This window comes from Silvibacterium dinghuense, assembly GCF_004123295.1.
Lineage (GTDB): Bacteria > Acidobacteriota > Terriglobia > Terriglobales > Acidobacteriaceae > Silvibacterium > Silvibacterium dinghuense.
The window spans coordinates 1,916,549-1,937,645 of sequence record NZ_SDMK01000001.1; the positions used below are offsets into that span (position 1 = coordinate 1,916,549).

Sequence of the window (21,097 nt, forward strand, 5' to 3'; positions counted from 1 at the left end):
CTTGGAATCGCCAATGTCTTCGTCCTCCGCCTCGTCTGGGCCGATTTTCCCCAGCAACGCCGCTCGCGCGAAAGTTCATAACAGGCTCTAGTCCCCGCGAAAGTGTTCCCATCCGCCTGAATCCAGCGGGGTCTGGCTGCCGTCCGATTCGCGGAGGATCACGGAAGGCCGGTTACGCCGCGGCTTCACGATCTCGCCGATCGGATGCAGGGAGACGCCGGCGATGGTGCGCGGGATCTTCGTCCAGCGTGGCGCGGTAAAGAGCAGCTCATAGTCTTCGCCACCATGCAGTGCGAGGCTGAGCGCCGAGGGTACCCATCCGTCCTGCTGAGCGTCGCGGGCGAGCTTATGAATAGGAATCGCCGAAGTATCGAGCTCGGCGGCAACGCCGGACTCCTCGCAGATGTGGGCCAGATCGGTGGAGAGACCGTCGCTCAGGTCGATTCCGGCATGAAGACGGCGGCCTGCGACCAGGCGGCGGGCGGCCGCGAGACGTGGCTGCGGATAAAGATGCGGATGATGCGCGGCGGCAAGGGTGCGGGCGGCAAAGTCCTGCGGCGAGCGGCCCAGGGCAAGCAACTCGGCTGCCGAGCCTCCGAGAGCGCCGGTTACATAAATCACATCGCCGGGCCGGGCCGCGGAACGAAGCAGGGCATGTCCGCGAGGCACGGCTCCGACCAGGGTGATATCGGCAGCGGCCAGACCCGACTGCTTGTGCCCGGAGAAATCGAAGCTCGGAGACTGGGCCGTATCTCCGCCGGCAAGGGGCACATGCTCCTTTTCGGCCAGGGCGAGGAAACCGGCGAGAAAGCGATCGAACCAGGATTCCGGCTTGAGGGACCCGGGTAAAGAAGCAGCACGAGCCCCGGAAGCCTTCCGTCTTGCAGCTTTAGGCATCGTCTCCGCTGCCGCGACCGCCAGCTCGGGCGGGAGCGCGATGGAGAGAAAGGCTCCGAGCGGCGTCGCGCCCATGGCAGCGAGATCGCTGAGGCCCCGAGCCAGGCAGCGGTGGCCGACCGATTCGGGCGGGTGCCAGTCGCGGCGGAAATGGACCTGCTCGAGCGAGAAATCGGTGGTGACGACCACATCGTGTCCCGCAGGGGGGCGCAGGATAGCGCAATCGTCGCCGATGCCCAGCCGAAGCCCCGCATGGCGGCCACGGTGAGCCTCAGCCTCAGCGCGCAGCCGGGCGATAAAGGCTCGCTCTCCGCCAGGAGCCGGAGGAGGCACGGAGACAGACAAAGCGGAGCGCGATTTGCGTGTGGCTGCCATAAACCTCATCAGGGTAGCGTAAGAGCGGCAGTTCGGTGCGCAAAGCTACTGCGGAAGAGAAATTCGCAAACGCAAATGCCGATTCGCTCATTTGATTCGATCACCGCGGAACAGCCTGAAAAATGAAGCGCTTAGGCAAATCCAGAGGTACCGTCCTGGATTACCGGACGCAATATCGTATCCATCTTGCGGTTGACCCGGCGGGAGGGGGCTGTTAGCGTCAAAAATGGATCAGGGACCGGACGCAGGTTTGCGTCTTCACGGCCGGATGGCCGTCTTTACACTTAGAGACTTTTCGAGTGGCGGAAGTTTCCTGAACGTGACGTAAATTTCCTTTTTTGCGAGAAGCGGATTGCGCAAGCGTTATTACATTATTTTTGTCGCGGCCGAGGAGAACGGCAAGCTTCGCAAAATCCCGGTGCCTCTCCACTACGCGTATGTCTTCGCGGCCGCTGCGGTGATTGGTCTCTTCACCATTACCGGGATGGCAGGCTCCTACTCCCGCATGCTGATCAAGACAGCAAGCTTCAACCAGATCCGTTCACAGCAGGATGCACTGCGCAAGAACTACCAGCAGCTGGAAGAAGTCGCCAAGCAAAAGGAAGTCCAGGCCGCATCGCTGGGAGCGCTGGCCAATGAAGTGAGCGCGCTCTACGGCCTGAAGCAGAGCAAGCTCTCGCACAGCGCCGGAGCCGCGGCGACCGCTCCTGCCGTCGTCGACAACCCGGACGACTTTACCGACGCGAATTATTCGGCCAGCCTCGACCAGCTGAGCTCGCTGCGCTCGACGGCACTCTCCGGCCGGCTCTCGCGGGCCTTCGAGATTGGGCTTTCCCCTTCGACCTCCGGCACGGGCGACAACTGGCTGAATATGGCGGATGCTCCCGCGCTTTGGCCGGTGACCGGCCCCATCACCAGCTCCTTCGGCGAGCGTGAAGACCCGTTCAACGGCGAAGGTGCCTTCCATAAAGGCATCGATATCTCGGCCCACTATGGAGACCCGGTGCGCGCCACCGCCGATGGCGTGATCGTCACAGCGGGCATGGGCAACGGCTATGGACGCGAAATCCTGGTCGACCACGGCAACGGCATTGCGACGCTCTATGGACATCTCTCCGGCTTTGCCTGCACCGCAGGGGAGCAGGTGAAGATGGGCCAGATCATCGGGTACGTAGGCACCAGCGGCCGCAGCACCGGCCCACACCTCCACTATGAGGTGCACATCCGCAACACTCCGGTGAACCCGCACAAGTACCTCCGCGAGACCATGGAGCAGCTGGCCAGCACGCAAGGCTCCTCCTCCGGCATCGGGAACTAGCCATTCCAGCAACCGCGCGCTTCGCGCGCAAACACAAAGGCCGCCCGTTGGGCGGCCTTTGTGTTTATAGGAACAAAAAATGCGTGCCGGCCCCGAATAGGGAATGCCTCGCCGTTCTCCCATTACTTCGGATTTCCTTCTGTCCCAAACCGTGGCATTTCCACGCCTCATCCGTGGTGAGATGCCGCTGTTGGCTGGCCGCAGGCTTCGCAATGCAGGGCAGAAGGAGAAAAATTATGGCGTTCGACGTGAACTTCGCAATCGATGAGATGTACCCGGCGGCCAGCGCGGCCTACCTGGCGATGACCACTCCGCAACCACCCCTCCCGGCCGGATACACGCTGGTGGGCACCATTACCGCCAATCCCCAGGCTGCGGCAGCCGCGGTGGCCGCCGCACCAGCCGCAGCCCAGGCGCTCCCTCACCTGCTGGTAAGCGAAAGCAGCATCTTCGGCCTGGTCTGCTGGAACGCCGATGAAAAATCGCTGATCGTCGCCATCCGCGGCACCAAGACGCCGATCGAGTGGATTGCCGATCTCGACGCGGTGCCGGCGATCTGGCCCCGCTACCCCGCCGCCGGGCTGGTGCACATGGGATTCCAGCTGGTGTATGAGCACATCGCCGCGAGCATCAAGGACCTGGTCGCGCCCTATGTCGCGCAGGCCGATGAGATCTGGGTGACCGGGCACAGCCTTGGAGGCGCCCTGGCCATCCTCACTGCCTACGACCTGGCCAAGAGCAATCCCACAGCCAAGGTGCCGGAGCTCTACACCTTTGCCGGCCCCCGCGTCGGCAATCCTATTTTTGCCGCGGATTTCGACACGCTGATCCCGCAGTGCCAGCGGATCGTGAACTTCATGGACGTGGTGCCGCAGCTGCCGCTGCCTCCGGCCTACGAGCACGTAGGCACGGGCACGCTGGTCTTCGGCGGCTTCAAGCTCGACCCAGCCTACGCCCATGCCCTGACCACCTACCTGAACGGCTTGCAGAAGCTGCAGGGCGCGGCGGGTACGAATGCCGCGACCGGCCATGCCGCGACGCTCCACGCCGCGGCCACCCTGGCCTACGACGTCAGCCTGGCCGAGCAGCAGGCCGCGCTGGCGCGGTAGAACCCCCAGTCCGCCGGAGAGCGGCGATGCGGCCGTGATTCGGGGACCAACCTGCTTCACTCACCATGAGTGGACGGAGTTCCACTCATGGACCTTTATGGCGTGAGCGGAAACAGCCCCAGCAGCGCTCAAGCACCCCACACAAGCCAGATGCTGGCTTGTGTGGGCTACCCAGATATCCGAAAACAAGCGTAGTGAGCGAAGTATATTGGGCCCCAAAAGCGAGACATGGGGCACCCGGTAGCGTTGTTTTGCTGGCCGGTTTTGTGACTGGCCGCTGGCGACTGACTCACCGCTACTTGCCCGTGTGCTCCACATGCCAGATGGAGCCTGAGCCGTCGTCGGTGACGAAGAGCGAGCCGTCAGCGGCGAAGGCTACGCCTACCGGGCGACCCCACACGTGGCCATCCTCGGTGGTGAAGCCGGTGAGGAAGTCCTGGTATTCGCCGGTCGCCTTGCCATCCTTCATCGGCACGCGGATGACTTCATACCCGGCGCGCTGGGCCTTGTTCCAGGAGCCGTGCTCGGCGGCGAAGGCGTCGCCCTTCCATGCTGCCGGGAACTGGGAGCTCTCGTCGAAGGTCATCTCGAGCGAGGCGAAGTGCGGCTGGAGCAGCACATCCGGCGTAAGCACCTTGTCCTTCAGCTCGGGATGCTTGCCCGCATGGCGAGGATCCTGGGTGCCGCCCATGTAGTACCAGGGCCAGCCGTAGAAGCCATCCTCCTGGACATGAGTGATGTAGTCCGGCACCAGGTTGTCGCCGAGCATGTCGCGCTCGTTGGTCGAGCACCAGAGCTGCCCGGTCGTCGGATTGATGGCCTCACCCACACAGTTGCGGATGCCTGAGGCATAGATCTTCACAAACTTGCCGGCAGGGGTGAACTCCAGCACATCGGCGCGGTGGAACTCCTCCGGATGCGTGTCGGAATCATCGACATTCGAGTGCGAACCGACGGAGACGAACATCCGCTTGCCGTCCTTCGAGAAGGCGATATCGCGCGTCCAGTGGCCACCGCCGCGCAGCTTGCCACCGCCCGGCAGTTCGGCGAGTTGCTCGGCCGCGCCGGTCGCCTTCAGATCGCCGCTCTTATAAGGAAAGCGGACGACTCCGTCCGTGTTACCGACGTAGACCCACTTCGGGTGAGGACCGGCGGGATAGAAGGCGATGCCGAAGGGCAGATTGAGATTGTCGGCGAAGGTCGAGACCTCTTTCGGCTTGCCGTCGGCGCCGACGCCGCGGAAGACCATTACCTTGTTCTCATAGCTGAGGGCGACAAAGAGATCGCCGTTCGGCGCCTTGCGAATCAGGCGCGGCTGGTTGAGTCCGGTGTAGTACAGGCTGACCTTGAAGCCGTCCGGCGCGATCGGCATGGCGCCTTCCGGCCTTTGGACCATCTGCGCTCCGTTATCGACACCCTTGGTGGCATAGGGAGCGGGCAGATCGGCGACGGTGAGCTTGCGGGTCACGCCCGGCTTCTCTTTCTGATAGTTGGTAAAGGCATCCTGGCCGGTGAGAACCTGACCGGAATCCTGAGCAAAAGCAGCGCAGCCCAAAAGGCCACAGACGGCAGGGGCAAGGGCGAGACGGAGCAGATGAGTGCTCAACATTCGTTCCTCCTGAAGCGGTGAGCGAAAGCAGTGAATGGCGTCAATAGACGAGCCAGGTATGCAAAAAAGCGAACGGCGCCCAAACGAACGAGAGTTTAGACAGGTTTGAAACAACCACGGAAAGCAAATGGATGGTTACGCTTCCCCGGAAAGCAGTGTACTCGTTTCAGCACTCAACCGTCCGGATCGTGCAGGGAACCATGCCGCTCATGCAGGGAACGAAAACCTCAGTGTGATGCGGATGTACGGCCAAGCGTAGCGGGCACGGCAACCAGGCGCTGCAGCAGATCGTCCGGAATCGCCGCCGTCAGTACGGCCCGGTTGTGATGCTGATCAATACGGGCACTGTCCAGCAGGGTGCGGGTATCGCTGGCGACAGCCGCTTCAGCCGGATCGGTCGAGATACCGGGCTGGTCGGCGGCGGCACGGGCCAGGCTGAGCAGGGTGCCCAGGGAGTCCACGGCCGCCTTGGCATCGGCGTCGCTGGAGGCAATCTCTTCCACGCGAAGATGCGTCTTTCCGGCCCAGCTGAGCGAGGCGACAAAGGTCGCGTCCTGCGCGAGAGGCAGCGACAGTCCCATGACGCTGAGGCGCCCGTCGTTATCTCCGAGCGGCAGACCGATCTGGCCAATGCCCCAGGCAAGCGAGAGCAGCGGCACGTCTACATAATGCTTCGCCAGCAGCGTGGAGCCGGTGAACGGCAATGCGGCGGTGCGATAGCGATCGAGAATGGAGTGAATCTGCTCCGCCGAAGGAGTATTGCTGACGGCGATCATGTCATAGCTGAGAAGAGCCACGCGCACGGTGCGGCCGTCATTGGTGATGCTGTAAATATCGTGACCGGCGTAGGACTCGGTCGAAGCGGACTCTCCCTGCAGCCACGCGGCAACGCGGCGTCCATCGAAGTGACCAACAAACACCTCGGAGAAGGCCACCGGGCCATTCGGCCCCTTGGGGTCGCTCATGCGATGGAGCGCGAAGGCAGCTTCGTCGAGATCGCGCTCGGGCTGGATGCCGGTAGCATCGATGAACTTCTGGTAGTCAGGATCGTGCGCCACGGGATGACGGTCAAAGTGCGTGGCAGCGCGCAGGGGGCGCAGGTCCACGTAGACGATGCCGTCGGATTCGGGCAGCAGCCGCGCCGCTTCCGGCGGCGCTTTCTTGCGAAGGTAGATGGCAGCGCCAACGAGCAGCAGGAAGAGAACAACGATCGCGATGGTAAGCCGGGTGCGGCGACGCATAGGTGAGGAGTGACCCTGTGAGCAGTGTAGCTCACAGGGCTCAGGGCTCAGGGCTCAGGGCTCAGGGCTCAGGGCTCAGGGCTCAGGGCTCAGGGCTCAGGGCTCAGATGAGAGTGTCGAGGATGTGGGTACCCTTTGTGTTTCGCAGCCAAAAGAAAATGCGGGCTCAGGCAAGAATGCCGGAGCCCGCAGAAAACAGCTTTTAGCTAGAAGCCAAGAGCTAAGCCACTACCAGCTGATCTTCGCAGAGAAGGTCGCCTGGCGAGGATTCGAGGTCGTTACCTTCGGATTGCCAAAGCCGGTGTACGAGGCATAGAGGCCGGCATCGTCGAGGTAAGGATCGACGCTCGAGTAATTGGGGTGGTTGAAGACGTTGGAGAAGTTGGCGCGGACCAGGGCATTCATCTTTTCGTTCAGCTTGAAGTTCTTGGTCACGGTGAGGTTGGCGGTGTTGGTCCAGAAGTCGCGGGCATCGTTGCGGGCGACATTGCCCCACGGTGAGTTGAAGGCCTTCTGGGCGTAGGTGCTGTTCATGATGTAGCGGACGTCGGACTTCGAAACCGTCTGCACGCTCGCATCGTCGGTCTTGTTGGCATTGTTCCAGCTGATCAGCGTGGTGGCCGAGGCGTTGCAGGAAGCTCCGCCGTAGTAGGCGCAGACGTCGCCGGCATAGGCGCCCACTTGCTGCACATTCGCCTTGCGGCTGCCCAGGAAGGGACGGAGGTTATCCGGACCCGCGCCGTAGGAGCCATTGAAGGTGTAGTCGGAGACGCCCGAGTGGCTGCCGTAGTCGTCGAAGCCGTACTGGATCGGGGTGTAGGTCTGGCCGGAAGCGATGAAGTAGTTTCCGGAAAGGCCCCAGCCGCCGAGCACGTGACCCTCAAGGCCATGCTGCTCCTTGAAGAACGGGATGTTTTCGACAAAGTTCAGGGTGAGATTCTGCGGGAAGTCGAGACCCGAGAGGCCGTGCTCGCCGCTCTTGTAGTTCAGCGGGTTCTGGGCAATGGCCGAGGTGTTGCCACCTTCTCCGCTGCTGAAGATCTCGCTCGAGTTGTCGGTGGTCTTGCTCCAGGTCCAGGCAGCGGAGAACATCAGCTGGTGGAAGAGGTCGTTGGCCCGCAGCTCGCTCTGCAGCGCGTGGTAGTCCGAATAGCCGGTGTTGGTGCGCTGACGGATGATGTAGCTGCTGCCATCCTCGCGGCCATTGGTCGTCGACCAGGTGACGTTGGAGGGAATGGCGCTGGGGAAGGCCTCGGCCAGACCCTCGAGGTAGGGGTTGGCGTTGATGGTCTGGAAGAGATCACCGCCGTGGTTGCCCACGTAGCGCACCTCGGCCACCAGGTTATGCGAGAGCTCGCGCTGGACGCCGAACGACCATGCCGAGACGTAATCGGCGCGGAAATTCTTCGACTCGTTGATCTGGGTGTAGTCGCGCGGATCGGCGACGCCCTTGGTCAAATAAGAGGAGAGCGCCGAGCGCACATTCGCCCCGGTCGGGTCCGCAGGCAGAACACTATCGACTTCCGAGGCCTCAGTGAGGGACTGCGAGAGCACCTGCGGAGCCGAGTCGGCGGTGTTCAGGTAGATGTTGTAGAACGGCGGATCGTAGGAGAGGCGATAGCCGCCGCGCAGCACGGTCTTGTGCGTGGTGCCGAGGAAGCCGGGCGTCCAGGCGAAGCCGATGCTGGGGCCGAACATATGGTTATCGGCGGGCAGCTTGGTCGCCGTGGTTACAGACAGGGGCAGCGAGGGATCCCAGAGCGGATCGGAGCTTTCCTGCGATTCGGTGTCGAGCTTATTGAAGAGGTTGCCCGGCTGGCCATAGGTGCTCCAGGTCAGGCCCAGGTTCAGGGTCAGGTTCGGCTTGATCTGCCAGTCATCACCGGCATAGAGGAAGGTGTCGTACTCGCGGAAGTCGAGCGTGGTTTTGCCGTCGGCGATGTTGATCTGATACGGCGTGCTGGTCATGTAGTTGGACCAGTTGGAGAAGTAGAATTCTCCGTTCACATAGGGCAGGAAGGTGTTGGGCGAGCGCTGGTAGGTCCAGTTCACGCCGGCCTTCAGGTGATGGTTGCCGAGCTGGTAGTTAAAGTTGTCCTGGAGCTGCCAGGTGTTGACGATGCGGCCCTGGGGCAGGTTGGTCGCCGGACCATAGGCCAGGCTGGAGTTGCCGGCGGTGTTGCCGACGTAGACGTGCGTCACGCCTTGCAGCAGGTTTGCCGTCGAGGGGTCGGAGTTGTTGCTGCTGCCGCCGAACTGCGTGTTCTCGCGGTCGAAGCCGACTGAGAGCTCGTTGACGATGTGCTGAGTGATGGCGCGCGTCCAGCCCAGCTTGACGGCCTGGGAGAGCGAGGGCTCATTGTAGAACCAGCCGCCGGCGCCGTTGTCACCGATGTCGAAGAAGCTGTTACGCGAGAGGATGTAGCGAGCGACGATCGTGTCTCGGCCATTCGAATAATCCACACGTGGCAGCCAGTTGAAGAGGTGCGAGCGCTCAGGCACGCTGCGCTGCACGTAGCCGTACTCGATCGGGCAGCTGCTGTTGCCGTTGATGGTGGATTCGATCGGCGTCCCCACCACCTTCGGGTTGCCGGTGGTGAAGCTGAAAGGGCCATAGGTATTCAGCGCGGAAAGCGCATTCGCATTCACGGCGCCGCAGGCCGCGGCCTCGGTCAGGCCGGTCTGGGTCGGCGTGATGCCGCCCGAGGTGTAGATCTCCGACTCGTGCCAGAGCTGCTGGTCAAAGCCGTTGAAGAAGAAGACCCGGTCTTTGAGGATGGGGAAGCCGATGGTGAAGCCGGCAAACTCGGTGTTCGAGCGCGGATTCTCGGTGATGTCGTCGAAGTTCTTCTGGTACGGGGTCAGCGTCTCGAGATCGTTGTTGGTCCAGTTGCCGTAGATGCTGCCATGAATATTGTTGGTGCCAGACTTGGTCACCACGTTGATCACCGAGCCGCCGTTGCGGCCGTACTCGGGACCGAAGTTGTTGGTGATGATCTGATATTCGCTGGCGAATTCGGCATCGCCGACCTGAAGCGCCGGGCCGGTCACCGAGTTGTCGTTATTGTTCTGGCCGTCGATCTGCTGATCGTTGTTGCGGCCTCGGCTGCCATTCGAAGCGATGGCGGCGCCGTTGGTATCGCCGTAGTCGAGATCGCGGCTGGCGTTAACGCCGGGCACCAGCAGGGCCAGATTGTCCAGACCCTGGTTCTCATTCACGTTCGCGAAGGAGGCGATGGTCTGGGCGGAGAAGTCGTTGGTGACCTGCGCCTGGGTAGTTTCGATGAGCGGCGTGGTCGAGCCGGAGACCTCGACGGTGGACTGCGCACCGGCCACGCCCAGGGTCACCGCGCCGAGGCCGGTATCCTGCGAGGTGGTGACCACGACGCCGTCCACCTTCCTGGTATCGAAGCCGGCGCTGATGATTTCAATCTTGTAGGTGCCCGGGGGCAGCAGGCTGAAGTGGAAGGTGCCAGACTTCTCGGTAGTCGCCTGGAAGACGACTCCGGTCTGGGTGTTGGTGGCCTTCAGGGCCGCTTCACCAATGGATGCGCCCGAGGCATCCACCACGGTTCCCGAGATCGAGCCCTTGGTCACCTGTGCAAATGATGCCAATGGCATAAGAATTAATACCAGCAACAATACGAGCAAACGGTGTAGCGTCACAACTGCTTTCAAATCAGGTCTCCCTTAAAATGCAAGGCAAAGGCTCGCACCTCGTGGCGGGTGCCAAGCCGGTTGGACTATATCGATGTGCAACGGCGCAGGTAGAGAAGCCGCTCCAGGAGCCTGGCAGCGGACTTTAGAGGTTAGAGCGATCGAAGAATCGCTTTTGGATCAAACCTCGATGGAAGCCGCCCGCGAAATACACGACACCTTGCGACAACAAAGATTGTGAATTGCGGGTGACATGGCAACACAGTAACAGGGTTATAACCTTGCGTCCACGCCAAAGAAGTACAATCGCGGATTTTTGTGTCCGAATTTGCCTCGGAAAAATCTCGACAGCGTTTCCACTTAGGTACCCCCGTAAGCCCCCCGCAGGCTCTCGCCTTTGAGAAGTGGAAAGGTTCAAGCCCCCAGCTCCGAGCCTTGAGTCAGAAAGAGTCCTGTAGTACCCCACCGTCAATGTGTACTTTCCCATGTCTCAAAATCGAGACATGGGCACCCGGGGCCTTCTTCTCTTGAGGAAGGCAGGCCCGAAACGCGATCAATGGGAGCGGGGGCCGGAGGCAAGAAACCTGCACGGCCAGCGGGAGCGGATGCCGAAGGCGATCCGCCCTGCGCGCAGCAGTTAGTTGTTCAGCGTCTCGTTCAGCTTGTTGAGCGTGCTATTGAGGTTCTTGTCGGCGCGGCGCTGCTCGTCGATCTTGGCGATCGAGTGCATGACGGTGGTGTGGTGCTTGCCGCCGAACTGGCGTCCGATCTCGGGCAGCGAGGCCTCGGTCATCTGCTTGGCCAGGTACATGGCGATCTGGCGAGGCACGACGACAGCGCGCGAATTGTTCTTCTGCTTGAGTTCAGCCACGCGCATGCCGAATTGCTCGGCGACGGCGCGCTGAATGGCCTCGATGGTGATCTTGCGCACCTGCGTGTCGATGAACTGCTTGAGGCACTGCTGCGCGGTAGGCAGTGTCAGCTCCACTCCGTTCAGGCTGGACCAGGCGAAGAGACGCGTGAGCGCGCCTTCGAGCTCGCGCACGTTGGTGCGGACATTCGAGGCGATGAACAGCGCCACGTCCGTCGGCAGCGCAACATGCTCGCTCTCGGCCTTCTTCTGCAGGATAGCGACCTTGGTCTCGAGATCCGGCGGCTGAATGTCGGCGATGAGACCCCACTCGAAGCGCGAGCGCAGGCGGTCTTCGATCTCGGGCAGCTCCTTGGGCGGACGGTCCGAGGCGATGACGATCTGCTTCATGTTCTCGTGCAGCGCATTGAAGGTGTGGAAGAACTCTTCCTGCGTGCGCTCCTTCTGCGAGAGGAACTGGATGTCATCGATGAGCAGCAGATCGACCGAGCGGAACTTGTCGCGGAAGCTGGTCATCTTGTCATAGCGCAGCGAGTTGATCATCTCGTTGGTGAACTTCTCGACCGAGACGTAGCAGATGGAGGCATTGGGGATGCGCTGCTTGACCTCGTGGCCCACGGCCTGCATGAGGTGCGTCTTGCCCATGCCGGTGCCACCGTAGAGGAAGAGCGGGTTGTAAGCCTTCGAGGGGCGCTCAGCGACGGCTTCGGCCGCGGCGCGCGCGAACTGGTTGCCGGCGCCGATGACGAAGGCGTCGAAGGTGTAGCGCGGGTTCAGCTGCGCGGCTGAGGACCAGTCAAAGCGACCCTGCTGTGGCGGCGCGGGCGCGTTGTTACGCGCGTAACCATTCCTGTTGCTTGCAGGCGCATTGGGCGCGTGCGTGGGCACAGGCGGGAAACCGCCGTCTTCACGGGGCTGAGCGAGGGTCGGATCATCCTCGGGAGTGACGAACTTGACGTCGTCGAACTCCAGCTGCAGTGCGTCGATGGCTTCCTGGATCAGATCGCCGTAGTGATCGCCCACATGCTGGAACTCCGGCGTGGGGATGCGCACGTAGAGCAGGCGTTCCTTGGCATGGCTGAAACGCGTGGGCTTGAGCCAGGTGTCAAACGACTGGCGATTGATCTTCTTTTCGAGCGCACCGAGAATCCGGACCCACGGATTGAGCACGGTGGCGGGAGTAGCAACAAAAGACATTCAGGTTCCTTGCTTGAACGCTCGCGGCGATACCGGCTTCGTAGCAAACCTGTAACCAATGCGACGCGGCCCCGATGATACCGGGCTGAGACGATGCGTATTCGCTGGTCAGGAGGCGCATGATCTGGATCGTTCTCAATTCCAGTGCGCTGTACGAGCGGGCTGACAGCCGCGAGGCGTCAGGAAAATCTCATATGAACGTTGCCGATACTAGCACAATTCGGGGGCCGATTTACGGAGCTTTCGGAGCGAAATTTCTCAGCTGCCGAAGTTGCACCACGAAGTGTGAAATATCGCGTTTCTTTGCAAATGCCGCGATGGAAAAAGGGGAATCAGGGCGCTGCCGCTACGGGTACGCGCCCCAGGTACAGGCGATTCTGCAATCGCCCCTAAGAACTTGCTGGCAAAGTTTTCGATGCGCATGACAGACGGTTCGATGTGACTCCACGCGAAATCTTTGCCGAAAACGCGGATAATTTTTATTGCGCATAGCCATCGCCTCCGAAGGCGAGATTTTCGAACCTTGTGCACTTGGAAAGATAGGCCAGGTGCACGGAACCTGTCGGGCCGTTACGCTGCTTGGCGATGATGATCTCGGCCTTGCCCTCGGTGTCGGGATCGGGATTGCCGTTCTCGTCGCGGTTGTAATACGCCTCGCGATGGATAAAGGCCACGACGTCGGCGTCCTGCTCGATCGAACCCGATTCACGCAGATCGGAGAGCATGGGCTTCTTGTCGCCGCCACGCTGTTCGGAGGCGCGGGAGAGCTGCGAGAGCGCAATCACCGGCACTTCCAGCTCCTTCGCAAGAGCTTTCAGGCCGCGCGAAATCGCCGAGACCTCCTGGGTGCGGTTCTCCTGGCGCTTGCCGGGGCCGGTGCTGGCGGTCATCAGCTGCAAATAATCAATGACGATGAGATCGAGGCCGCCGCGCGACTGGCGCAGACGGCGCGCCTTGGCGCGCATTTCGGTGAGCGAGATGCCCGGCGTGTCGTCGATAAAGATGGGCGCTTCCACCAGGCGCTCGAGACCCGCGGCCAGCTTTTCCTGGTCGTCACGGCCAAGGAAGCCCTTCTGAATCTTCTGCGAATCGACGAGCGACTCGGAGGCGAGCATACGACGCAGCAGCGACTCCTTGCTCATTTCGAGCGAGAAGACGGCCACCGTGCTGTTGCCGCGCACCGCTGCGTTCTGCGCGATGTTGATGGCCCATGCGGTCTTGCCCATCGAAGGACGCGCCGCGATGATGATGAGCTCGGACTTCTGCAGGCCGCTGGTCATGCGGTCGAATTCTTCGAAGTGCGTGGCCAGGCCGGTAACCTCGCGGCCTTCCTTATAAAGATTGTCGATCGAGCCGAACGAGTCGCGAACGATCTCGGGAATGCCGGCAAAGCCGCGCGAAATGCCCTTTTCCGTGACCTCGAGCATCGCGGACTCGGCCGCATTAATGATCTCGAGGGCTTCCTCGCTCTGGTCGGCAGCGCGCGTGATGGCATCGGAAGAGATCCGAATGAGCTGGCGCAGCAGCGACTTGTCTTTAACAATCCGGACGTACTCTTCAATCGAGAGCCGGCGCGGCAGGCCTTCGGTGAGCGAGGCGAGATAAGCGACACCGCCGACGGATTCGATTTCCTTGCGGCGGGCAAGCTCTTCGGAGAGGGTAACGATATCGAGGGCGCGGCCGGCGTCAATGAGCTCGGCCATGCGCGAAAAGATGCGCTGGTGCGAATCGAGGGCAAAGTCCTCGGCCCGGATCTTCTCGGCAGCTTCGTTATAGGCCTGGTTGTCGAGCAGGATGGCGCCGAGAATCGACCGCTCGGCATCGATGGAGGCCGGCAGTCCACGCTCGAACGAAATGTCTGCCGGAGTCGCCATCTGTATAGGCTAGGCGCGTGGTGGGGAGATGACAAGGTCGAGACAGGAGTGGAGAAGTGTGCATGAGGAGTCGGTTCATGGGGGTATGCACATTTCGCGGCCAATGCAAGTACAAATTGCGAACTACTTTTAGTGCAGCCCTGAGGGAAAGGCTGAGACTTTCCTGTGCAAGGCCTGTGGAAATTTAGGAAATCATCCGTCTAAAACCCAGACAGGCGGACGCCGGCGGCGGCAAACCTATATCATCGAAAGAGAGCATTTTTGCAGCGTATGAAACGGATTCTCCTAGCAGCAACGGCGACACTGTCGCTGGTAAGCAGCGCCTCCTTTGCCCAGCAGGCAAGCGACGCGGCAGCGACACCAGAAGTAAAGCAGTTCCAGGGTCTTGAAGATCAGTGGAGCACCGCGCTGATGAAGCGCGATCAATATACGCTCGAGAACCTGATGGCGCCGACCTATCTCGAGATCTCGGCCAGCGGCGACATCACCACGCGCAACCAGCAGATCGCGGATCTCTATGCCAAGACCGGTCCGCAGCCGGTAAGCCTGGAGCACAAGGTCGTCAACATCCGTACTGTCGAAGATGTGACTATCGTCGACGGCACCTACATCCACAAGTGGAAGGTGGGCAACTCGATCCACGAAGAGCGCGGCATCTTCACGCATGTCTACCAGCGCGCGCACGGCGGCTGGGTCTGCATCCACGCGCAGCAGACGGAAGTGGTGGAAAAGGCCGACGACAAGACGAAGCCCAAGGCAGAGAAGAAGAGCAATGCCGAACTTCCCTTCCACGTGCCGTTCTTCCATAAAGGCGCGGAGTCGACGCAGGACTCGAATGTATCGAGCAATACGACGGCCACGCCTGCCAGCTCGACCACCACGACTACAAACACTGCGGCTCCGCAGCCATAGGCGGTCGAACGATGTCGCTGCGCCCGACATGGGCGGAGATCTCGCTTCCCCGCCTGCGGCGCAATTATGCCTTGCTGCGCGCAGCCGCGCCCGGTGTGGAGCTGATGGCCGTGGTAAAGGCCAATGCCTACGGCCATAACGCCGCGCTGTGCGCGCCCGCGCTGGTGGAGAGCGGTGCGCGATGGCTGGGCGTCACCTGTCTTGATGAAGGCATCGCCGTGCGCCAGGCCTGTCCCGATGCCCGCGTACTGCTGATGAGCGGCATCTGGCAGGGCGAGGCTGAGGCCGCGATCGAACACGGGCTCACGCCGGTGGTGTGGGAGACAGCGCATCTGGCAGAGATCAAAGAGGCCGCGGCGCAGCGCGGGATTGCGTCCTTTGCCGTGCACGTCGAAATCGACAGCGGGATGTCGCGGCAGGGTGTGCGTCTCGACCGGATAGAAGCGTTTGCGGCTGCACTGGCACGGACTCCGCACATACACGTAGAGGGAGTGATGACGCACTTCCACTCGCCCGAGGTGCTGGATGATCCTGCCACTGCGCGCCAACTGGAAAACTTCGATCAGGCGCTGGCGAGGCTGGCTGCAGCAGGCGTAACGCCTTCGATCGTGCACGCGGGAAACTCGGCAACAGCACTGACACCGGCGATGACCCGCGCCATAGCAGCGCTCGGAAACAAGCATGGAGCAGCGGCGATGGTGCGGCCCGGCCTTTCGCTCTACGGCTACGCGCCACGCTTCTCCGGCGAAGGCGCGGCCGCGGAAAACACCGAGCTTCAGCCGGTGCTTGCATGGAAGACGCGGGTGATTTCGCTGCGCACCATCGAGCCAGGTGAAACGGCGGGCTACAACGCAACCTTTCATGCGGAGAAGCCGACACGGCTGGCGCTTCTGCCTGTCGGTTATGCGGATGGGCTGAACCGGCTGCTCTCCAATCGCGGCGCAGTGCTGATTCGCGGGCAGCGGGCGCCGATTGCGGGCCGCGTGTCGATGGACCTGACCATTGTGGATGTGACGGACATCGACGGCGTGAAGCTGGGCGACGAGGCCGTGATCCTCGGCGAACAGCGCGCTGAGCGAAGCTGGGCACGCATTACGGCAGATGAGCTGGCCGCCATAGAGGGAACCATCCCCTACGAGGTGCTGTGCGCCATCGGGCCGCGCGTGCCGCGAAGAATTGCCGAGGACGAGAATGGCGACGCATAAGGGCTGGTATGCCGACTGGATGTACTGCTGGGAAACGCGGCTGACGAACGAGGACTCCAACCGCATCGTGCGTCCGCTGGAGTGGGGCTTCGACTGGGTTGAGGACTTCATCGACGCGCATGGACTGCGAGAGAAGCTCTTCGGCGGCCGTGATCCGGAAAGCCTGAGCCGCTTCGAGGCGGAAGACGCGATGGCCGCGCTAAACGCGGAGATCGTGGCGCGCAGCGATGCGTTCTTCGGCTACGAGAAGCCGACCGACTACGTGCTCGAGGAGCGCTATCCGCAGCTCTTCCCCACCAACGTGCGGCCGAAGACGCTGGCTAACGACGCAGAGTGGAAACGCAAAGCAGAGACGGGCGAGATCGAGAAGGCGCAGTTCCTGCGCTTCACCTCGCCGGTGCGCACGAAGTATCCGGAGAACGATCTCGTCAATGCACGGTGGTATCCGGCTCCGGCGGAGAAGATGGCAGGCAAGCCGAAACAGGCCATCATCGTGATGCCGCAGTGGAATGCCGACGCCTTCAGCCACAACGTGCTGTGCTCGCTCTTCAACCGCTTCGGTATCTCGGCGCTGCGGCTCAGCAAGCCGTATCACGACATCCGCCGCCCGGCAGAGCTGGAGCGCTCAGACTACGCGGTGAGCGCCAATCTCGGCCGCACGATCGCAGCCTGCCGGCAGGCGGTGGTCGATATCCGCTGCTGCATGGACTGGCTCGAAGAGCAAGGTTACGAGCAGTTCGGTGTGCTGGGCACGAGCCTCGGCTCCTGCTATGCGTTTATCGCCAGCGCGCACGACGCGCGGCTGCAGGTGAATGCCTTCAACCATGCGTCCACCGCATTCGGCGACGTGGTGTGGACCGGGCAGAGCACGCGGCATATCCGCCAGGGTCTAGAAGAAGCAGGACTGACACAGGAAGGGCTGCGCACGGCGTGGGCCTCGGTCAGCCCGTTCTCCTACATGGAGCGGTTTGCGACACTCACCGATAAGCAGGTGCTAGTGGTGCACGCGAAGTATGACCTGACCTTCATCGAGGCATACTCGCTCGAGACGCTGAAACACTTCTCACGGCTGGGGATCAATTACGAGTCGAAGGTGCTGCCCTGCGGCCACTACACGACCGGCGAAAAGCCCTATGCCTATCTTGACGGCTGGTTCCTCGGCTCTTTTGTGTACCGCGCCTTCCGCGCTGCTGCGCGCAGGGCGATTCCGCCTTCGGCCTCCGCTCCCTCTGGTCGCGAAATGGCAAGGCATGCAACGCCCTAGAGCCGTATCCCCAAGAGCCATTACACAAATTGTCATCCCGACCGGAGCAGGACTGTTTTGTAGTCCTGCGGAGTGGAGAAACCTGCGGGTTTCTACCCGGACAGGCGCAAACCGCAGGTCCCTCCACTTCGCTCACCTTTGGCTCGCTGCGGTCGGGATGACAATGCAGTGATAAATTCTTTGTTTCCTGTGCCTCTATAGGTGGGTACGCCCTAGCCTTTATTCACGGCACGCGAAACGGTGGGATCGAAGTCTGAGAGCGAGAGCAGCGTCTGCTGCGGCGTAGATGCAACCGATGCCGCCCGGGAAGCAACAACCGCCTGGGGGCGCATGTTCGTCGGCAGAAAGACACTGAAGACCGTACCGTGATGTGCGCCCGAGACAGAAGAGCGGAGCTGCAGTCCGCCGCCGTAGCGATGCAGGATGGATCGCGAAACCCAGAGCCCCAGCCCGGTACCCTGCGCGCCCTTCGTCGTGAAGAATGGCTCTCCGATGCGGCTGCGGACCTCCGCCGGCATACCCGAGCCGGTGTCCGCAACGCTGATGCGCAACCCCTGAACCCCCTGATCGGCCCAGTTGCGGGCTGAGCGCAGGCGCAGGCGCAGACGGCCTCCGGGCGCGGTGGCTTCAATGGAGTTGGCGATGAGATTCGAGAAGACCTGGCGCATTTCGCCGGGGAGGACCTTCACCGTTTCGGCGGTTTCGAACTCGCGCTCGACCTGCAGCTGCTTGTCCGCGATCTTGCGGCCATAAAGGGTGAGCACCTCTTCGATGAGCTCGGATGGGTGCACGGGAACCGGGCCGGCGCTCTCACGGGAGAAATTCAGCGTCTGGCGGCTGATCTGGACGACGCGGCTGAGTTCGCTCTGAGCCAGCTCCAGATATTCCTGGCGATGTTCGGAGGACGGATCGACCTCGAGGAGGTAGAGCAGGTTGGTGATGGACTCAAGCGGATTATTGATCTCGTGCACGATGGACGCGGTCAGGCGGCCGAGGGCGATAAGCTTCTGGTTGGCGCGCAGAATCTCGGCGGTGCGATCGATCTCTCCCTGCACGCTGGCGCGCATCTTCTGATCGCGCCGCAGCTTGAAGGCCCGTTCCAGATATTCGGGCAGGCGGCGGGAATCGGAGCGCTGCAACCCCTGCAGAACGGCACGATGCGCAGCGGACAGAGCGGCGTCCATGGAATCCGGCTCGCGCTCAACCAGAACAAGTGAGCTGAGCGGTGCAGCGGCGGAAAGATGGCCGAGAAATTCCTGAAGAGTAAAGATATCGAGCCGCGCCATGGCGTCCTCGGCAATCAGGAGGAAATCGGTGTCATGCGATCTGAGGCGGGCGAGCAGTTCCTCCCGCTCATCGAAGGATTCGATCCGGGCCGTAAGGCCAATGCGTCTCATGGACTGGCGCAGTCCGTGGACTGCGGTGGAATCCATGGTGAAAAATACCACGCACGGGATGGAAATTGCGCTCAGCATGACCTCGTGTACCTCTCTACCTCCCAAATCGGTTCCAAAAGACTCCAGATCAAAGCCAGACCCCAGATAAAGCCAGATGCATTTCCTGTATCTATCGGAAAGCCGGCTCCGGACGCGAGCATGGGGGAAACAGGTTCCGGATGTCGATGTGTTGGCAGGTAGCCGAATGCCTCCCTTTTTGGCTGATGCGGACCGGACCCTGGCCGCGGACTGCCCGATTCCCTGCCAAACGCCCTGACAGGTGTTCTGTGGAAATACGATGTAGCACTTCCCCGTATTGTTGCTTCCGGCACTGGTAACTACGAAGGAACGGGCGCGGGAACGCTCGCCAGAGACGGCGAAATCGTAGGAGTCCAGAAGCTTTCCCGGCAGATTTTCCCGGGTCGAAGGCTTTTTCGCCCTACAATTTGCCGGGAATTATTTGGCATCCCCGCGGCCCCGTGAAAATCTAAGTAAAGGTGACCGACGAAAGGGACTCCGTAACCGCATGAAGGCTTTGCGTTTTTCCGGCCGCCCGCATCCGGCCGGGCTGGCTGTTGCGCTGGCTGCGCTGATGAGCGCCGGCCCCGCCGCGCTTGGGCAGGCAAATCCGAACGATTCGGCGCAGAACGCCTACGTGGGCAGCGTACAAGCCGTGGCGCTCTCGCCCGACGCGAAGAAACTGTCGCTGGACGAGGCGATCCAGCTGGGCATTGCCAACAACCTGGCACTGACGCTGGCGCGGGAAAATCAGAAATCGGCCACGGCACAGCGGCAACAGCTGGTCAACGCGCTGCTGCCGAACATCTCGGCGCACGCGGAACGTGGAACCCACCAGCTCAATCTGGAAGCCGAAGGCTTCAATACGGCGCTCATCGCCAGTTTTCTGACGCCATTCGGACTACCGGCCTCGGAAGCCGCCAGCTTCCCGCTTGTCGCCACGGTCGACTCGACGGTGGGGCAGCTGAATGTCTCTCAGGCGCTCTTCACCTGGGAAGGCTGGGATGTGTGGAAGGCAGCCAAGGCCAACGAAAAGGCAGCCTATTACAACACGCAGTCCTCGCGCGGACTGGTGGTGCTGAACGTAGGCACGGCCTATCTGCAGGCCCTTCAGGCCTCGGCGCAGGTGGACTACGCGCAGGCGCTGCTGAAGACCGACGAAACCCTGCTCTACCAGGCGCAGGAAGAACACAAGGCGGGAACGGCGGCGAATCTCGACGAGCTGCGGGCGCGGGTGCAATACCAGACCCAGCAGCAGACGGTGATCGCAGAACAGAATGCCTTTGAGAAGGCCAAGGTCGCGCTAAACCGCGAGATCGGTCTCGATCCGGCGCAGAAGATCGAGTTGACGGACGCGACGCCGTACTCGGACCTGGCGACGATGACCATCGAAGAGGCACGCCAGAAGGCCTATGCCAGCCGCCAGGACTTCCAGAGCATGCGGGCGCAGATGCTGACCGCGCACCTGGAGCGGCAGGCGGTAAAGCATGAACGCCTTCCGAGCCTGACTTTTAGCGGCAACTACGGCGTGACCGGCGTAACCGGCGAGGTCTACCACGGCACGTTCACCGCCATGGGCACGCTGTCGATCCCGATCTTCAACGAAGCGACCTTTCGCGGCGATCGCGACGTGGCTGTGGCCCAGGAAGAAGAGCTACAGTCGCAGTTCCACGACCTGGAAACGAAGATCGATCAGCAGCTGCGGGACAGCCTGCTGGACCTGAAAACGGCCTCCGAGCTGGTGAAGGTGGCACGCAGCAACGTGGACCTGGCGACGACGGCGCTCGAACAAACGACGGACCGCTTCCAGGCCGGAGTCGACGACAACCTGCCGGTGGTGCAGGCACAGTCGACGCTGGCGCAGGCGCAGACGCAGTATGTGAACTCGGTCTACCAGTTCAACCAGGCCAAGCTGGGACTGGCGCGCAACCTGGGCATCATCGACACACAATACCGGAACTACATTCCTGGGAACTCGGCTGTGCCTCCGCAGGGAGGGAAGTAGATTTAGGGGATAGGGTGTAGTTGTTTTTCCCTTTGTCTCGAGTAACGCTACAAGGAAGAGGCGCCGGTTCCGGCGTCTCTTCCTTTTTGAGAAAGCTTCCCAAATATCT

At 61.7% G+C, this 21,097-nt stretch carries 13 protein-coding genes; 6 read left to right on the top strand and 7 right to left on the bottom strand.

The annotated features are described in order from the left end of the window. Nucleotides 1-87: 87 nt before the first annotated feature. Nucleotides 88-1,272 (bottom strand): thiamine-phosphate kinase, encoded by a 1,185-nt coding sequence (locus tag ESZ00_RS07515; RefSeq protein WP_129207488.1) that lies wholly within the window; start codon nt 1,270-1,272, stop codon nt 88-90. 352 nt (nt 1,273-1,624) lie between these two features. On the opposite strand from ESZ00_RS07515, the gene ESZ00_RS07520 reads away from it, so the two are divergent. Both ESZ00_RS07520 and ESZ00_RS07525 read left to right on the top strand, forming a co-directional pair. Continuing rightward, a complete protein-coding gene (locus ESZ00_RS07520; RefSeq protein WP_129207489.1) occupies nt 1,625-2,590 on the top strand; it encodes a M23 family metallopeptidase in 966 nt (321 codons plus the stop codon). 236 nt (nt 2,591-2,826) lie between these two features. Then, nucleotides 2,827-3,699: a lipase family protein gene (locus ESZ00_RS07525; protein ID WP_164981387.1), complete on the top strand. Its 873-nt coding sequence runs from the start codon at nt 2,827-2,829 to the stop codon at nt 3,697-3,699. Between the two features lie 295 nt (nt 3,700-3,994). On the opposite strand, the gene ESZ00_RS07530 is transcribed toward ESZ00_RS07525, so the two are convergent. The 5 genes from ESZ00_RS07530 to dnaB all read right to left on the bottom strand — a co-directional run bounded on the left by ESZ00_RS07530 (nt 3,995) and on the right by dnaB (nt 14,148). Further along, the gene (locus tag ESZ00_RS07530; protein WP_129207491.1) at nt 3,995-5,308 is read right to left on the bottom strand and encodes a PQQ-dependent sugar dehydrogenase; all 1,314 of its coding nucleotides are present in this window, start codon (nt 5,306-5,308) and stop codon (nt 3,995-3,997) included. Nucleotides 5,309-5,535: 227 nt separating this feature from the next. Continuing rightward, a complete protein-coding gene (locus ESZ00_RS07535) occupies nt 5,536-6,549 on the bottom strand; it encodes a hypothetical protein (protein WP_129207492.1) in 1,014 nt (337 codons plus the stop codon). A 228-nt stretch (nt 6,550-6,777) separates the two neighbouring features. Further along, nucleotides 6,778-10,164 carry a TonB-dependent receptor gene (locus ESZ00_RS07545; RefSeq protein ID WP_164981388.1) on the bottom strand — a complete coding sequence of 1,129 codons (3,387 nt, stop codon included), beginning with the start codon at nt 10,162-10,164 and terminating at the stop codon, nt 6,778-6,780. A gap of 679 nt (nt 10,165-10,843) precedes the next feature. Next, complete coding sequence (dnaA, locus tag ESZ00_RS07550; protein WP_129207495.1) at nt 10,844-12,274, bottom strand: chromosomal replication initiator protein DnaA; 1,431 nt, start codon at nt 12,272-12,274, stop codon at nt 10,844-10,846. Nucleotides 12,275-12,753: 479 nt separating this feature from the next. Beyond that, complete coding sequence (dnaB, locus tag ESZ00_RS07555; RefSeq protein ID WP_129207496.1) at nt 12,754-14,148, bottom strand: replicative DNA helicase; 1,395 nt, start codon at nt 14,146-14,148, stop codon at nt 12,754-12,756. A gap of 270 nt (nt 14,149-14,418) precedes the next feature. On the opposite strand from dnaB, the gene ESZ00_RS07560 reads away from it, so the two are divergent. The 3 genes from ESZ00_RS07560 to ESZ00_RS07570 are packed head-to-tail and all read left to right on the top strand — an operon-like array spanning nt 14,419 to nt 17,529. Continuing rightward, the gene (locus tag ESZ00_RS07560) at nt 14,419-15,060 is read left to right on the top strand and encodes a nuclear transport factor 2 family protein (protein ID WP_129207497.1); all 642 of its coding nucleotides are present in this window, start codon (nt 14,419-14,421) and stop codon (nt 15,058-15,060) included. Between the two features lie 11 nt (nt 15,061-15,071). Beyond that, nucleotides 15,072-16,265, top strand: coding sequence for an alanine racemase (alr, locus tag ESZ00_RS07565; RefSeq protein WP_129207498.1), 1,194 nt, complete (start codon nt 15,072-15,074; stop codon nt 16,263-16,265). Further along, nucleotides 16,252-17,529, top strand: coding sequence for an alpha/beta fold hydrolase (locus tag ESZ00_RS07570; RefSeq protein WP_229741019.1), 1,278 nt, complete (start codon nt 16,252-16,254; stop codon nt 17,527-17,529). The genes alr and ESZ00_RS07570 overlap by 14 nt, the downstream gene beginning before the upstream one ends. A 212-nt stretch (nt 17,530-17,741) precedes the next feature. On the opposite strand, the gene ESZ00_RS07575 is transcribed toward ESZ00_RS07570, so the two are convergent. Then, on the bottom strand, nt 17,742-19,004 hold the full coding sequence (locus ESZ00_RS07575; RefSeq protein WP_129207499.1) for a sensor histidine kinase: 1,263 nt from the start codon (nt 19,002-19,004) through the stop codon (nt 17,742-17,744). A gap of 487 nt (nt 19,005-19,491) precedes the next feature. Between ESZ00_RS07575 and ESZ00_RS07580 the strand changes: the two genes are divergently transcribed. Further along, nucleotides 19,492-20,988, top strand: coding sequence for a TolC family protein (locus ESZ00_RS07580; protein ID WP_129207500.1), 1,497 nt, complete (start codon nt 19,492-19,494; stop codon nt 20,986-20,988). Nucleotides 20,989-21,097: the final 109 nt, after the last annotated feature.

Excerpts from the sequence above, each read along its gene's own strand:
- ESZ00_RS07525 (WP_164981387.1), top strand. The coding sequence starts at position 2,827 with ATGGCGTTCGACGTGAACTTCGCAATCGATGAGATGTACCCGGCGGCC.
- ESZ00_RS07580 (WP_129207500.1), top strand. The coding sequence starts at position 19,492 with ATGAAGGCTTTGCGTTTTTCCGGCCGCCCGCATCCGGCCGGGCTGGCT.
- alr (WP_129207498.1), top strand. The coding sequence starts at position 15,072 with ATGTCGCTGCGCCCGACATGGGCGGAGATCTCGCTTCCCCGCCTGCGG.
- dnaA (WP_129207495.1), bottom strand. The coding sequence starts at position 12,274 with ATGTCTTTTGTTGCTACTCCCGCCACCGTGCTCAATCCGTGGGTCCGG.
- ESZ00_RS07535 (WP_129207492.1), bottom strand. The coding sequence starts at position 6,549 with ATGCGTCGCCGCACCCGGCTTACCATCGCGATCGTTGTTCTCTTCCTG.
- ESZ00_RS07515 (WP_129207488.1), bottom strand. The coding sequence starts at position 1,272 with ATGGCAGCCACACGCAAATCGCGCTCCGCTTTGTCTGTCTCCGTGCCT.
- ESZ00_RS07560 (WP_129207497.1), top strand. The coding sequence starts at position 14,419 with ATGAAACGGATTCTCCTAGCAGCAACGGCGACACTGTCGCTGGTAAGC.
- dnaB (WP_129207496.1), bottom strand. The coding sequence starts at position 14,148 with ATGGCGACTCCGGCAGACATTTCGTTCGAGCGTGGACTGCCGGCCTCC.
- ESZ00_RS07575 (WP_129207499.1), bottom strand. The coding sequence starts at position 19,004 with ATGCTGAGCGCAATTTCCATCCCGTGCGTGGTATTTTTCACCATGGAT.
- ESZ00_RS07530 (WP_129207491.1), bottom strand. The coding sequence starts at position 5,308 with ATGTTGAGCACTCATCTGCTCCGTCTCGCCCTTGCCCCTGCCGTCTGT.
- ESZ00_RS07570 (WP_229741019.1), top strand. The coding sequence starts at position 16,252 with ATGGCGACGCATAAGGGCTGGTATGCCGACTGGATGTACTGCTGGGAA.